This is a genomic window from Accumulibacter sp. (genome assembly GCF_016789985.1).
Lineage (GTDB): Bacteria > Pseudomonadota > Gammaproteobacteria > Burkholderiales > Rhodocyclaceae > Accumulibacter.
Genome location: NZ_JAEUOL010000274.1, coordinates 1 through 13659, shown reverse-complemented (window position 1 = coordinate 13659; position 13659 = coordinate 1). Strand labels below are relative to the sequence as shown.

General features: G+C 62.6%; 12 protein-coding genes. 5 read left to right on the top strand and 7 right to left on the bottom strand.

The window, feature by feature from the left end:
• Positions 1-360: 360 nt before the first annotated feature.
• Positions 361-645, top strand: a complete 285-nt coding sequence (locus tag JNK99_RS15505) for a hypothetical protein (RefSeq protein ID WP_291854678.1) — start codon at positions 361-363, stop codon at positions 643-645.
• A 324-nt stretch (positions 646-969) separates the two neighbouring features.
• Here JNK99_RS15505 and JNK99_RS15500 read toward each other — a convergent pair whose 3' ends face one another.
• From JNK99_RS15500 to JNK99_RS15480, 5 genes are all read right to left on the bottom strand, one after another.
• Positions 970-1107: a hypothetical protein gene (locus tag JNK99_RS15500; RefSeq protein ID WP_291854675.1), complete on the bottom strand. Its 138-nt coding sequence runs from the start codon at positions 1105-1107 to the stop codon at positions 970-972.
• A 356-nt stretch (positions 1108-1463) separates the two neighbouring features.
• Positions 1464-2774 (bottom strand): nitrous oxide reductase family maturation protein NosD, encoded by a 1311-nt coding sequence (gene nosD / locus JNK99_RS15495; protein ID WP_291854672.1) that lies wholly within the window; start codon positions 2772-2774, stop codon positions 1464-1466.
• Positions 2738-3460 carry a DNA polymerase III subunit epsilon gene (gene dnaQ, locus JNK99_RS15490; protein ID WP_291854669.1) on the bottom strand — a complete coding sequence of 241 codons (723 nt, stop codon included), beginning with the start codon at positions 3458-3460 and terminating at the stop codon, positions 2738-2740. Before dnaQ ends, nosD begins: the two co-directional genes overlap by 37 nt.
• A gap of 23 nt (positions 3461-3483) precedes the next feature.
• A complete protein-coding gene (rnhA, locus tag JNK99_RS15485) occupies positions 3484-3954 on the bottom strand; it encodes a ribonuclease HI (protein ID WP_291854666.1) in 471 nt (156 codons plus the stop codon).
• Positions 3947-4669, bottom strand: coding sequence for a class I SAM-dependent methyltransferase (locus JNK99_RS15480; RefSeq protein WP_291854663.1), 723 nt, complete (start codon positions 4667-4669; stop codon positions 3947-3949). The genes rnhA and JNK99_RS15480 overlap by 8 nt, the downstream gene beginning before the upstream one ends.
• A gap of 27 nt (positions 4670-4696) precedes the next feature.
• Between JNK99_RS15480 and gloB the strand changes: the two genes are divergently transcribed.
• Positions 4697-5458: a hydroxyacylglutathione hydrolase gene (gloB, locus tag JNK99_RS15475; protein ID WP_291854660.1), complete on the top strand. Its 762-nt coding sequence runs from the start codon at positions 4697-4699 to the stop codon at positions 5456-5458.
• A gap of 17 nt (positions 5459-5475) precedes the next feature.
• On the opposite strand, the gene JNK99_RS15470 is transcribed toward gloB, so the two are convergent.
• Positions 5476-5886, bottom strand: a complete 411-nt coding sequence (locus tag JNK99_RS15470; RefSeq protein WP_291854656.1) for a response regulator — start codon at positions 5884-5886, stop codon at positions 5476-5478.
• A 96-nt stretch (positions 5887-5982) separates the two neighbouring features.
• On the opposite strand from JNK99_RS15470, the gene JNK99_RS15465 reads away from it, so the two are divergent.
• The 3 genes from JNK99_RS15465 to JNK99_RS15455 all read left to right on the top strand — a co-directional run bounded on the left by JNK99_RS15465 (position 5983) and on the right by JNK99_RS15455 (position 13271).
• A complete protein-coding gene (locus JNK99_RS15465; protein WP_291854653.1) occupies positions 5983-9360 on the top strand; it encodes a DUF748 domain-containing protein in 3378 nt (1125 codons plus the stop codon).
• A 38-nt stretch (positions 9361-9398) separates the two neighbouring features.
• On the top strand, positions 9399-10745 hold the full coding sequence (gene rmuC, locus JNK99_RS15460; protein WP_291854651.1) for a DNA recombination protein RmuC: 1347 nt from the start codon (positions 9399-9401) through the stop codon (positions 10743-10745).
• A 75-nt stretch (positions 10746-10820) separates the two neighbouring features.
• Positions 10821-13271 (top strand): serine/threonine protein kinase, encoded by a 2451-nt coding sequence (locus JNK99_RS15455; protein WP_291854648.1) that lies wholly within the window; start codon positions 10821-10823, stop codon positions 13269-13271.
• 36 nt (positions 13272-13307) lie between these two features.
• Here the strand turns inward: JNK99_RS15455 and bamD are convergent.
• Positions 13308-13659: outer membrane protein assembly factor BamD (gene bamD, locus JNK99_RS15450; RefSeq protein ID WP_291854647.1), on the bottom strand; the 352-nt coding region annotated here is incomplete at its 5' end.

The window sequence follows — 13659 nt, the reverse complement described above, 5'->3', positions numbered from 1 at the left end:
CAGCGAATTGTCGGCCTTGGCGCGCGCGCCGAACGCCGGGCCACCGATATAGACGGCGTCGGCGCCATGGATGATGGCCTCGATACCGAAGTCGGCGTTCTTCGCCGGGGCCAGGAGTTCGAGATGCTTGCGGGTTTTTTGCATGGGCTGGCGTGATCGGGTAATGGCGGCATTGTATACGCTTCGCGTGTCCGATTCGCCCGAGCGTTCGCCAAGGCCGTCAAGGCGTGCTCTTCCGCACCGGCATGGCCGTCTGCCGGTGTCGAGTCTTTCTTGAGGAAACCTGTCAACCGCCTGCTGAAGCAGGCGTTATTCCGGCCATGGGTGGAACACTTACCGATACTTGGACAGGAGAACAAAATGGGTAGCTTGAGCAACGAATCTTTCGACCAGTTTCTCGATTCCCTGAAGCAGGCTGGTGTCGAAATCAGCAACGAGGGCGAGTTGCGCGAGCGTCTGGCCGAGGCGCAGCGCTGGCGTTTTGCCTTTGCCACCCTGGCGGCCAATGGCCGTCCCCTGGGAATCCGCTTTCAGGACAGCAGCAGCGGCGTCAATGAAGCCGATCTTCACCGCACCCTGGCCCGTTTCCAGTTTCCCGAGGGTCTGCAGACCACTTTTGCCGCCAGCCTGCGCGCGCAACACTGATCATTGGCTGGTCGGCCAGTCGGCCGACCAGCATCGTCGAGTCCGCCGATCCTTGGCTGATGCCGGGGTGTCGGGGAAGTAAAGGGCCCGCTGCGTTGCGGGCCTTTTCGCGTCTGCGCTTGCCGTCTGCGGGTGCTTGCCGGACCGAAACGACGGCGCGCGCCACGCTGCTGCAGCGTGCGGACGACCGGTTCGGGTCGTCCGCCGAGCACCGAGGCCGGTTCACACGGCAAGGCACGAGTTTTCGACATCCTCGTTCCTTGCCGGCGTCGATGCTTGTTGAACGATGGCTATGGTGTGAGTCATAATGTCGGCATGAACGATTTACCTCCCCAGGATTCCCGTCGGCGACTCCGTGAACTGCTCGCCATCCCCGAGCGCGACCGGACCGATGAGCAATGGGACGAGATCATCGAGATCGAGATCACCCTGGCGCCGGGAAACCGTGAGTCCGAAAGACATTCCGACAGACCGGGCGAACGCCAGCCAGAGAAGCGCCCTGGTGTTCCCGGGACGAGTCGTCGGCCGGATCAAAGGAAGAGCGGAGGTCGGCCCCCGGCGGCTCGTCCCGACCCGCGGCCGCCGGTTCAGCGGCCTGACCCGGTTCCCGAGGCCGCGGTCGATGGGCGTCCCGCCGAAGCGCGCCCGCCCAGGAGGCACGTGCGGCGGCCGCGGCGCACCCCGGAGACGCCCGGCGAGGGCTGAGAGCCGGTTGGTCGGCGGGATGCCCGTGGCGTGCCGATCATTTTGCCGGAGAAAACCTGTGTTGGCGGGCCGTGGCGGCTGATCGGCAAGTGGCCCCTGAGGCACCCGGCGGGTCAGCGTCGATCGTCGGCAGTCGAGCGCCGGACCAGGGGCTCCGGATCGCGCAGCAGCAAGGTCGGCGGCGCAAAAGGAGCGAGACGTTCCAGGAAATCGAGCAGTTCCAGAGCGGGTGAGTTGCGGAAGAAACTGGCCATCGGCGTCTCTATCCAGATCTGGTCGGCGTGCGCCCACAGCTCGTAGGGCGTGTCACCGACACCGTCATGGTCGAGGTCGAAGCCCTGATAGCTGTCCCAGTAGTTGCCCCGCCATTCATTGCCGTCCGCGCGACCGCCTTCGCCAACCAGCGCCGGCCAGAGGTTGTGCTCGATACGGTTGCGCAGGATCAGATGGCCGCCTCTCTCTCCGTAGAAGCTGACACCGGTGAAATTGTGCGCGATGCGGTTGTCGATCAGCGTGATGCGATTGATCGCGTGGATCGGCGAGTCCGACAGGACGCCGATCGCGCAGTGGATGATTTCATTGTCGTGAATCAGGGTGGTGCCGCTTTCCTTGAGGGCGACGCCGGCGCCGCTGGCATCGACGGCGTGCATGATCCGGTTGCGACGAATGATCAGTCCGTCCGAGTTGAGCGCCGTGATTCCGGTCGAGTTGTCGCTCAGCCGGTTGTTCTCGATCAGGGTGCGGTGCGAGAAAAGCAGATTCAATGCCCGGCGGCTCTCACGGATGCTGTTCCCGACAAAGCGGTTGCGCAGCGAATTGCTGACCGTGATGTCGCGCATGCGTGCAATATCGTTGTTTTCGATTCTGTTTCCCATGCTGTACCAGAGCCGGATGCCATCGCCACGGTCGGCCGGATCGACCGGGCGCGAGCGGATGCGGTTGCCGACGATGTGGTTTTCGTTGGCCTCCTGCAAGGTGACCCCGAACAGGACGTCGTCGATCACGTTGTTCTCGATGACGTTGTTGCTGCCCTGTTCGATGAGGATCGCCGAGTCGATTCTGTCATGCGAATCACCCGAGTGCGTGAGATGGAGTCCACGCAGGGTGACGCCGCTGGCGCGTACGGTGAGGACGCTGCCGCTGCCGCCACCGTCGAGGGTGACTTCTCCCCGACCGTCGATGCGGATCGGCCGGCTGATGATCACGGGTCCGGAATAGGTGCCGGCCGGCGCGTCCAGGCTGGCGCCGGCCGGAGTCGCGTCGATCCAGGCTTGCAGCGATGGTGCCGGCGTGCCCGTGCGCGCTGCCCCCGGGGAACCGAGCAGGGCGGTCAGCAGGGCGGCGACACCGGTGATCGCCAGGGCATGCGGCAGGCACTGGCGCCAGCTCAGCCGTCGGCCGCGGACCGTATTAGCCACAGGCATTTGCCTTTGCTGGCCTGGTCTATCGCCGCCAGAATGCGCTCATGTTCGGCAATTTCGTCCGGGCTGGCGCGCCGGACCAGTTGCGCGCGGCACTCACCTGACCGGTGCGTTGAAGCGACGGTCTCGATCCCGGGCGTTCTTTCGTCGGCGAGATCGATGATCAGGCTTTCCTGGCCGCGGGTCATCGCCAGGTATACTTCGGCGAGAATTTCGGCATCGAGCAGCGCCCCGTGCAGCGTGCGGTGCGAGTGGTCCACGCCGTAGCGCTCGCACAGGGCGTTGAGGTTGTTCTTCTTGCCCGGGTGGAGTTCCTTGGCCATGCGCAGGGTATCGCAGACCCCATGGCAGACGGTTTCGACCGGTGCCATGTCGAGCAGCGCGAGTTCGGCGTTCAGGAAGCCGATGTCAAACGGGGCATTGTGGATCACCAGTTCGGCGCCGCGGATGAAGTCGAGAAATTCGGTCGCCATGTCGGCGAAGCGCGGCTTGTCGAGCAGAAACTCGCGGCTGATGCCGTGCACCGACAAGGCTCCGGCGTCGATCTCCCGCTCCGGGTTGAGGTAGCTGTGGAAATGCCGATTGGTCAGGTGGCGATTGCGCATCTCGACGCCGGCAACTTCGATGATGCGGTGGCCGAGTTTGTGCTCCAGGCCGGTGGTTTCCGTGTCGAGGAAGATCTTGCGCATGTGGGTTGCTCCCGGCGTGCGCTTCAGCGTGGCGTGCGGCCACGCTGCTGTGGTGGCAGCTCGTCCATGCCGCGGTTGGCCAGAGCATCGGCGCGTTCATTGCCGGCATGGCCGGCGTGCCCCTTGACCCAGCACCACTGGATCTGGTGTTGGCCGGCCAGTTCGTCGAGCCGCTGCCAGAGGTCGGCGTTCTTCACCGGTTTCTTGTCGGCGGTACGCCAGCCGTTGCGCTTCCAGTTGCTGATCCACTCGCTGATGCCTTTCTGCAGGTACTGCGAGTCGGTATGCAGGTGGACCGTTGCCGGTTTCCTGAGTGCTTCGAGGGCGCGTATGGCGGCCGTCAGTTCCATCCGGTTGTTGGTCGTGGCGGGTTCTCCTCCCCATAATTCCTTTTCCCGATCGCCGGCCTGCAGAACCGCGCCCCAGCCCCCGGGTCCCGGGTTCCCGCGACAGCCGCCATCGGCGTAGATGATGACCAGGGTTTCATCACTCATGTTGTTCCCTTTCCTTTTTGCTGACCGCCGAGAGGGCCTTGCGCGCCGAGCCTTGCTGTTTCCAGCTCGGCAGGATCAGGCGCATGCCGTGCACGCGCTTGATGGCGCGCAGCAGATAGACGCCACCGGCAAAATTCCACCAACGGTTGCCGGCCGCCTCCATGAACTGCCAGTGCTGCAACCAGCGCTCATGCGTGCAGGGTGGCGAGTAACAGCCGAAGCTGCTGCGTTCGACCTCGAAGCCGAGTAGTTGCAGCCAGTCCTTGAGACGCAGCACGGACAGGTAGTGGCCATTCCAGGGAAAACCATGTGGGCAGTTGGGGAGGCGCTGGCGCAGGCCCCAGATCGAGATCGGGTTGAAGCCCGTGATGAGCAGTTCACCTTCGGGAATCAGTATGCGTTCAACTTCGCGCAAAATCTGATGCGGGTCGTCATGAAACTCGAGGACGTGTGCCATCACCACCAGGTCGATGCTGTGTGCGGCGAAGGGCAGGTGGCGCAGATCGCAGAGGATGTCGACCTGGCCTGAATCGCCAGCCACCTGGCGCAAGGGGATGCGGTTGTGCGCCAGCAACTCGCGTTCCGGCAAACCGATCTGGATCGCGTTGTAGCCGAACAGGTCGGCCACCACCGAATCGATCCGGGCTTGCTCCCAAGCCATGACGTAGCGCCCTTGCGCACTGTGCAGCCAGGCGCCAAGCCCAGGAATTGACATTTTCTGCAGTTCTTCCAAAATTCGGCGATGTTCGACGTCATCCGTATTCCAGCTTTCAAGGATAACTACATCTGGTTGTTGCGCAAAGGCGCGGCGGCGGCTGTGGTCGATCCCGGCGACGCCGGTCCGGTGCTCGAAGTTCTCGAGCGCGAGGCGCTGTCGCTGACCAGCATTCTCGTCACCCATCACCATGCCGATCATCAGGGTGGGGTCTGCGGGCTGCTGGCGCATTATCCGGCGGAGGTCTACGGTCCGGCAGCCGAGTCGATCACCGGCATCACCAAGCCATTGTGCGGCGGCGAAATCATACGGATTCCCGCCTGCGACATCGAGTTCCAGGTGATTGCGGTGCCCGGACACACCCTGGGCCACATTGCCTATTATGGCTCAGGCAGCCTGTTCTGTGGCGATACCTTGTTCGCCGGTGGTTGCGGGCGTCTGTTCGAGGGGACGGCGGCGCAGATGGCCGACTCCCTGGCTCGGCTGGCTGCGCTGCCGGATGCTACGGCGGTGTATTGCGCGCACGAATATACCCAGGCCAACTTGCGCTTCGCATTGGCGGTCGAACCGGGGAATCTCCTCCTGCGGCGGCGGGCGGAAGAGGTTGCCGCGGCGCGGGGCGAGGGGCGGGCGACGGTGCCGTCGACAATCGGGGTCGAGAAGGCAAGCAACCCCTTCTTGCGCTGCGCTCAGCCGGAGGTGGCGAATTCGGTTAGGCGCCGGGTAGCAGACGTCGGCGACGCGCTGGCGGTGTTCACCGCCCTGCGCGAGTGGAAAAACAGCTTCTGATTATCGTTGGTGCCCGCTCAGACACGTGCCTGGCCGTTGAACTCCCGTCTTGTCGACTGCCAGGCGCGGTCGATCGTGTCGAGCAGCTTGCCGGCGTTGAATGGCTTGATGATGAAGCCACTGGCGCCGTTCCGAATCGATTCGCGGACATTGTCAACGCTCGGGCTGCCGGTGATCATGACGACGATGACATCCGGGTGCCTGGCCTTGATTGCCTGTAGTGCCTCGACGCCATTCATCTCGGGCATCACCAGGTCCATGCAGATGATGTCTGGTTGGAGGCGCTCGGTCAGTTCGAGTGCGGCAACACCATTCCTGGCCTCGCCGATCACGTCGTAGTCGCTCTCGCGCAGCATGCCGCGTAACAGGGTGCGCATCAGGTCGTTGTCGTCGACGACAAGGACTTTCGGACGTGAAGTCGAGTTCATTTTTCCCGACACCGTGACGCGGCAGCCGCCTGAGTGCGGCAGGGGCCTCTTCGTGCTAAATTGGCGCCTTTCCCAGTCAGTGCACGGCCCTCTGCCATGACCGAAAAAACCGATTCCGTCAACGTGAACGTCTCCCAGCGACTAAAAAGATACGGGCTGCGCCTCGCACTCGGATTGCTGGCCATTGGCGTGCTCGGCTTCCTCGTCTTTCCGCCGCTCGTCAAATGGGTGTTGGTCGACCAGCTCTCCACAGCCCTGCAGCGACCGGTGACCGTCGAGGGGCTGAGGATAAACCCCTACAGCCTGTCGCTGCAAGTAGACGGACTGCAGGTGCAGGAAAAAGGTGGCGGGGCGGTGGTCGCGGGATTCGAGCAGTTATATCTGAACCTTGAGTCGAGTTCGCTGTTCCGTTTCGGGCCGGTGATCAGCGAATTGAGGCTGCTCGGTCCGGCGCTGAAGATCGTGCGCCTGCCTGATGGGCGCCTCAACTTTTCCGATCTGATCGACCAGTTTCTGGCCAAGCCCCCGTCGGATGACCCGACGCCCCGTTTTTCGCTGAACAACATCCAGGTTTCGGGCGGCAAGGTCGACTTCGACGATCAGGCACTGGGCGAGAAACATTCGCTCAGTAACCTGAACATCGCACTGCCTTTCGTTTCGAGCTTGCCGAGTTCGGTTGACATCTTCGTCGAACCAGCATTTTCGGCCGCCATCGACGGCTCGCCGCTGGTCATCCAGGGCAAGAGCAAGCCCTTTGCGGAAACGCGGGAAAGCGAGTTGGTGGTCGATCTGCGCGACATACAGATCGGCCAGTATCTCGACTATCTGCCGTTTCGCCTGCCGATCCAGTGGGTTTCAGGCGCCATCGACGGTGACCTGAAGCTCCTGTTTCATCGGGTGGAAGCGGATCAGCCGACGTTCAGTGTTGGCGGCAGCGTGGCAGTCAAGGATCTGGTGGTCAAGGATGCCGAGGGGGCTCCCCTGGTCTCGGTAAGGCGGCTGGAGGTGCTGTTGGGAGAAATCGATCCCTTGCGCCGGAACTTCGCCATCGACCGCTTTTCGGTCGAGTCGCCGGAGATTTACGCTCGCGTCAGCCGGCAGGGAAAGATCAACTGGCTGGAGTTTCTCAGCAAGGAGATGGCGGCTGCCGGCAACGCAACAGCACAAGCGGCGTCGCCACTGCTGGCCTGGTCGCTCGGCGAAGGAAAGGTGAGCGGCGGCGCGCTGCGCTGGCTCGACGAGTCGCACGGCAAGCCGTTCTCGGCGAGCATCGATGGAATCGATCTGGGTTTGCGGAAGCTCGACAGCAAGGGAGGCACATCGGCCGAGTTCGACGCCGCCTGGCGCATGCAGGCCGAGCCGTGGATCAAGGCAGCAACCAACTCGGTGACTGGCGGAAAGCTCGACCTTGCCAGGCGCGAAGTGGTGATCGACGAGCTGACGACGCGTGGCGGCCGGATGCTTTTTCGGCGTGCGGTTGACGGCCGCATCGAATTTGTCCAGACACCCACGCTGGCTGCGGTTGCCGCCTCGCAGAAGGATACCGCCGGTCCATGGAAAGTCACCGTTGGCCGGTATCGTGGCGAGGATCTGGGTTTGCGCTTCGAGGATGGCGCCGTGTCGCCGCCGGTGGCGCATACGATCGATGGAATGAACATCAGGGCGGAGAACCTGTCGACCGAGCCCGGCAGCATCGCCCGGCTGGCTACCCGTTTTCAGTTCAATCGCAAGGGAGAGGTCGAGGTCGGCGGCAGCATCAGGGCGTTCCCGCTTGACGCCGATCTGAAGGTGGCGGTCAAGACACTGGAACTCTTGCCCCTGCAACCTTATGTGACCGAGCACCTGAACATCGATGTCACACGCGGTCAGGTCACTCTGGATGGTGCCTTCCGGCTGCGGCAGGCAGCGCAGACGGCCAAGCCGGCGGCTGGCGCGATAGACGCTGCAGGACTGAGCGCAGGCTTTGCCGGACAACTCACGGTGGGTGATTTCTATGCGGTCGACAAGATCAATTCGGCCGACTTCCTGAAGTGGAAGTCGCTCTATCTGGGCAAGATCGACCTGCAGCTCAAACCAGACTCGGTGTCGATCGGTGAGGTGGCGCTCAGCGACTTCTTTGCCCGCGTCATCATCTCGCGTGAGGGCAAACTGAACCTGTTGCAGGTGCTGCGTCAATCCGATGCAAAACCGGTCGAACCGCGGGCGCTCGCGCCACCGGTGGCGGCCGGGGAAGGAAAGGCCTCCGCGCCGGTGGCGGCGGGCAAGACGGTGTGGCCGGTGAACATCGGGAAGGTCACCCTGCAGGGCGGCGACATCAGGTTTACCGACAATTTCATCAAGCCCAATTACTCGGCGAACCTGAAAAAGATCGGTGGCACGATCAAAGGGCTGTCGTCCGCTGCCGACAGCGTTGCCACGGTCGAGCTGCGCGGCAGTTACGACAACATCGCGCCATTGACCGTCAGCGGGCGGCTGAATCCGCTGTCGGCGACTCCCTATCTCGACCTGCAGGCCGACGTCAAGGGCATCGAAATGACCCCGCTCTCGCCTTACTCCGGGAAATATGCCGGTTACGCGATCGAGAAAGGGAAGCTGTCGCTGTTCGTGAAGTACAAGATCGAGAACATGCAGCTGACTGCCGAGAACCGATTGTTTCTCGACCAACTGACCTTCGGCCAACCAGTCAGCAGTCCGGATGCAACCAAGCTGCCGGTCACTCTGGCAGTGGCGCTACTCAAGAACCGGAACGGTGAAATCGATATCAACCTTCCGATATCAGGGTCCCTCAATGATCCGGAGTTCAGTATCGGCGGCCTGATCGTCAAGGTGATCGTCAATGTCCTGGTCAAGGCGGTCACTGCACCGTTTGCCCTGTTGGGGTCAATCTTTGGTGGCGGCGAGGAGCTGTCGAGCATCGAATTCGACACTGGACAGGCGAGCATCACGCCGGAGGCGCAAAAGCGTCTCGAAAGCCTGGCCAAGGCCTTGCTTGACCGACCAGCACTGAAGCTGGAGATCGAGGGGCGGGCCGATCCGGAGACCGACACCGAGGGTCTGAAGCGTTATCGTCTGGACAGCAAGGTACGGGCGTTGAAGCGTGAGGAACTGACCAAGAAAGCCGTGGAAAGCGGTTCGGTTGATACCGTCGAGGTCAGCGCCAAGGAATATCCGGTACTGCTCGAGCGGGTCTACCGTGCCGAGAAGTTCCCCAAGCCACGCAATCTGATCGGCATGGTCAAGGGGCTGCCTGTCGAGGAGATGGAGAAACTGATACTCGCCAACACGACGGTCGGCGAAGAGGAACTGCGCGATCTCGCGGATCGGCGGGCAAAGAGTGTGCTGGACTGGTTGCTGGCGCATGATCTGCCGTCGGAGCGCCTGTTTCTGCGGCCGGTGAAGCTGGTCGGTACGGAGGGCAAATCGGAATCGGCGAAGCAGGCCAAGGAGAGCAAGGTGGCACTGTCGCTGAAGTAGAAGCAGCGGCGGGGGCCGGCTGAAGGACGCGGCGAGGAATGACTGAAGGCATGGTCCATGTGGCGTTGGCACTCGGTGCGCTGCTGATCGCGCTGCAGATCCTGGTGTTGTTGCGCTCGGGGTCGACGCGCGAGATGGTCGACGCGCGCTTGCACGACCTGCACGCCGCTCTCGAGCGGAGCGAGCGCGAACTGCGCCAGGAACTGGCGCTCGGGCGGCAGGAGGCGGCCAGCGCTGCGCGCGGCGACCGCGACGAGCAGGCGGTGTCGCTGAGCCGCCTGGCACAGAACCTGGCCGGCCAACTCGCCCAGCTCGGCAGACTGCAGGGGCAGCAGCTCGAGTCTTTCGCACTGCAGTTGTCGCGCCTGACCGACAGTAACGAACGACGCTTCGAGAGCCTGCGTCGGGCGATCGAGGAGCGCCTCGTCGTGATGCAGGGGGACAACGCGCTCAAGCTCGAAGAAATGCGGCGGACAGTCGACGAGAAGCTGCACGCGACGCTCGAACAAAGGCTTGGCGAGTCATTCAAACTGGTCAGCGATCGCCTGGAGCAGGTGCATCGCGGGCTCGGTGAAATGCAGACGCTGGCTACCGGGGTTGGTGACCTGAAGCGTGTACTTACCAATGTGAAGACTCGAGGTACCTGGGGTGAGGTGCAGCTCGAGGCACTGCTCGACCAATTGCTGACTGCCGAGCAATACGCCAGAAACGTCGCGACCAGACCGAATCGGCTGGATCGCGTCGAGTTTGCCATTCGTTTACCGGGACTCGCCGCAAACGGCGACGAGCAGCGGCCGGTGTGGCTGCCGATCGACGCCAAGTTCCCGCTGGAGGACTACCAGCGCCTGGTCGAGGCGCAGGAGCGCAGCGATCTGCCCGCGCTCGACTCGGCGACACGGGCGCTCGAGGCGCGCTTGCGCGAAGAGGCCCGCAAGATCCGCGACAAATACGTCGAGCCACCGCATACGACCGATTTCGCGATTCTTTATCTGCCGACCGAAGGTCTGTACGCTGAGGTCTTGCGTCGACCGGGTTTGGTCGATGCCCTGCAACGTGATCTGCGTATCTGCGTGGCCGGACCGACGACGCTGGCTGCCCTGCTCAACAGCCTGCAGATGGGTTTTCGGACGCTGGCGATCGAACGGCGTTCGTCGGAGGTCTGGGCGGTGCTCGGCGCGGTCAAGACCGAGTTCGGCAAGTTTGGGGAAGCGCTCGAACTGACCCGCCGCAAGCTCGATCAGGCGAGCAGAAGCATCGAATCGGCGGGTATCCGGACGCGCCAGATCGAACGCAAGCTGAAGGGGATCGAAGCGTTACCGACGAACGAAGCACAATTGCAGCTTGGTGATCTCGCCGACCTTGATCCGGCTGCGGAAGACGTTTGAGCAGCTTGCCCGGTCGACCCTGGTTGGCGACTTGGCGGCACCTGAAGTGGCTTCTTTCTGTGAGGGTGGTGCGGTGTGGGCAAACACGTCGGGCGTTTCGAGATCATTCGCGAATTGGGCCGTGGGGCGCAGAGCGTCGTCTATCTTGCCCGTGATCCGCACCTGCAGCGCCAGGTGGCAATCAAGACGCTGCATTTCGTGCACCCGGATGCCCGGCAGAATGGCCGGTTGCTCGATGAAGCACGAATGGTCAGCCAGTTGCGCCATCCGAACATCGTCCCAATCTTCGAGGCGGCCGAAGAGGAGGGCGACCTGTATCTGGTTTTCCAGTTTGTACCGGGCAAGAACCTGGCCGAACACCTCAAGCTCACCGGTGCCTTGCCACCGGGCAAGGCCATCCCGATCATGCAGGCGATCCTTGATGCGATCAGCCATGCACACGCGGGCGGCATCATCCATCGTGACCTCAAGCCGAGCAACATTCTGATCGACGACGACGGGACTGCGCGTGTCATGGATTTCGGAATCGCCGCGCGGGCCGAGGTCCGCTCGAACGACGGTGGCCAGTTGACCGGGACGCCGGCCTACATGGCTCCGGAATACATCGCGCAACGGATCAGCAGCGAAAGATCGGACGTCTTTTCTGCCGGACTCATCTTCTTCGAGCTGCTCTCCGGCCAGCGGGCGTTTGCCGGGAGCGATGTCCAGCAGGTGATGCGGCGGATCGTCAGCGAGGACATTTCCTTGCCCGCCGAAACCGATGGTCTGCTTGACGAGCGGCTTGTGCATCTGGTGCACCGGGCACTGGCGCGGGATCCGGCGAGTCGATACGAGTCCGCTGCGCAGATGCGCGAAGCGCTGGGCGATTATCTTCATCCGGAGGTCCCGCTCGAGTCCGGGAATCCCAGGCAGAGTACGATCGATTTTCTGCTGCGGCGCATGCGGCGCAAGAGTGATTTCCCTGCGCTTTCCGAGTCGGTTGGCGCGATCAACCGAATCACGGCATCGGAGAATCAGAGCGTTTCCCAGGTTTCGAATACGATCCTCAAGGATTTCTCGCTCACCAACAAGATCCTGCGAATGGTCAACTCGGCGTATTACCGGCAGGCTGGGGGCGGGAATATCAGCACCGTATCGCGCGCGGTTGTCGTTCTCGGCCTCGATGCGGTACGTAGCATCGCCATTACCGTGCTGCTGCTCGATCACCTGCAGAACAAGGATAATGCCAATCAGCTCAGGGATGAATTCCTGCGCGCTCATTTGGCCGGTGTTCTGGCGCGGGATGTCGGTGGCAGGGTCGCTGCGCGCCAGGAGATTGAGCAATTGTTCATCTGCTCGATGTTCCACAATCTTGGTCGCCTGTTGAGTCAGTACTACTTCCCGGAGGAAAGCGCCGAAATCAAACGCATCCTGCTGTACAGGAACTGCCCGGAAGACGCTGCGGCGCAACAGGTGCTCGGTATCTCGTTCGAGGAACTGGGCATGGCGATTGCCCAGACCTGGGGGTTTCCGCGGCTGATCGTCAATAGCATGCGTCGGCTGCCTGCCGGCAGTGTTCGCCGTCCGGGCAGCCAGGAAGAGCGCTTGCGCGTGCTTTCGGCGCTGTCCAATGAGCTGTGTACGGTGCTCATCGACAGCAGTGTCGACCAGCAGACCAAGGACCTGCGCCGGGTCGCCAGTCGTTTTGCCGAGGCTGTCGCCGTCGACGAGAAAGATCTGCGCAAGGCGGTCGACCAGTCACTCGAGCAGGTGGCCGAGTTTGCACGCAGCATCCAGCTCAATCTGCAGCAGACCCGTCTCGGCCGGCAACTCAAGGCCTGGGGTGTAACGCAGGGTGAACCGGCGACCGTGCCGCGGGTCGATGACGAGCTGCACGGGACGGCGCTTCCTGATTCCACTCCGCTTTCGACAGCGCCCGAACTGCTACCCTGGGATGGCACCGCCGGCGCGACGGGCAGCGATGGGAGCGTGGTGAGTGCCGCAGGCGCCGGGAGCGGGGAAGTCTCTGTGGCAGCGAGCACCATCACCCTGTTGGCCGGGATTCAGGACGTCAGTAACGCGCTGGTCAGTGACTTCAGGCTCAATGATGTCATGCGCATCACGCTCGAGACGATTTATCGGGCCAAGGGCTTCGAGCGGGTGATCCTGTGTATCCGCGATCCGCGCAGCAATTCCATGCTTGGTCGTTTCGGCTTCGGTCCCGATGCGCTGGAGGTGGCGAAACGCTTCAGGTTTTCACTGGTCTTTGCGCCAGACATCTTTCACGCGGCGCTGGCGAACGGGGTCGATATCCTGATTAGCGACACCAACGATCCGAAAATTGCAGCGCGCATCCCGGAGTGGTTCCGTAAGGCGGTGGCTGCCGAGACCTTCGTCGTCTTCCCGCTCTGCATCAAGGGCAGTGCGGTGGCGATGATCTATGCCGATCGCGCGCTGGCCGGCGAGATCGTGATCTCGGAGCAGGAACTGTCACTGATGCGCACCTTGCGGAATCAGGCGGTGCTGGCCATCAAGCAGTCGGTCTGACGGCGGGTGCGTCGAGGCGGTGTCCTGTCTGTCTTGTTACCAGAGTTTCCACCACGGTTCCTTGCGATCCAGGCCGCGTACGTAGTATTCACTGTTCGGAAAATTCCTGCGCATGACGCGTTCGGCGTCGTCGCGCAGGTCGGTGAGGCCGAGCGCGTCGTAGGCCTTGACCATGATGAACAGAGCCTCTTCGGTGGCGGGTGCCTCGGGGTAGTTCAACACGGCGTACTGGGCGCGATTCGCCGCCGCCAGGTAGGCGTTGCGTTTCATGTAATAGCGGGCGACGTGCAGTTCGAGTGAGGCCAGGGCATTGACCAGGTACTTCATGCGCAGGATCGCATCGGGTGTGTACTTGCTGTCCGGAAAGCGCGTCACCAATTCGCGGAAG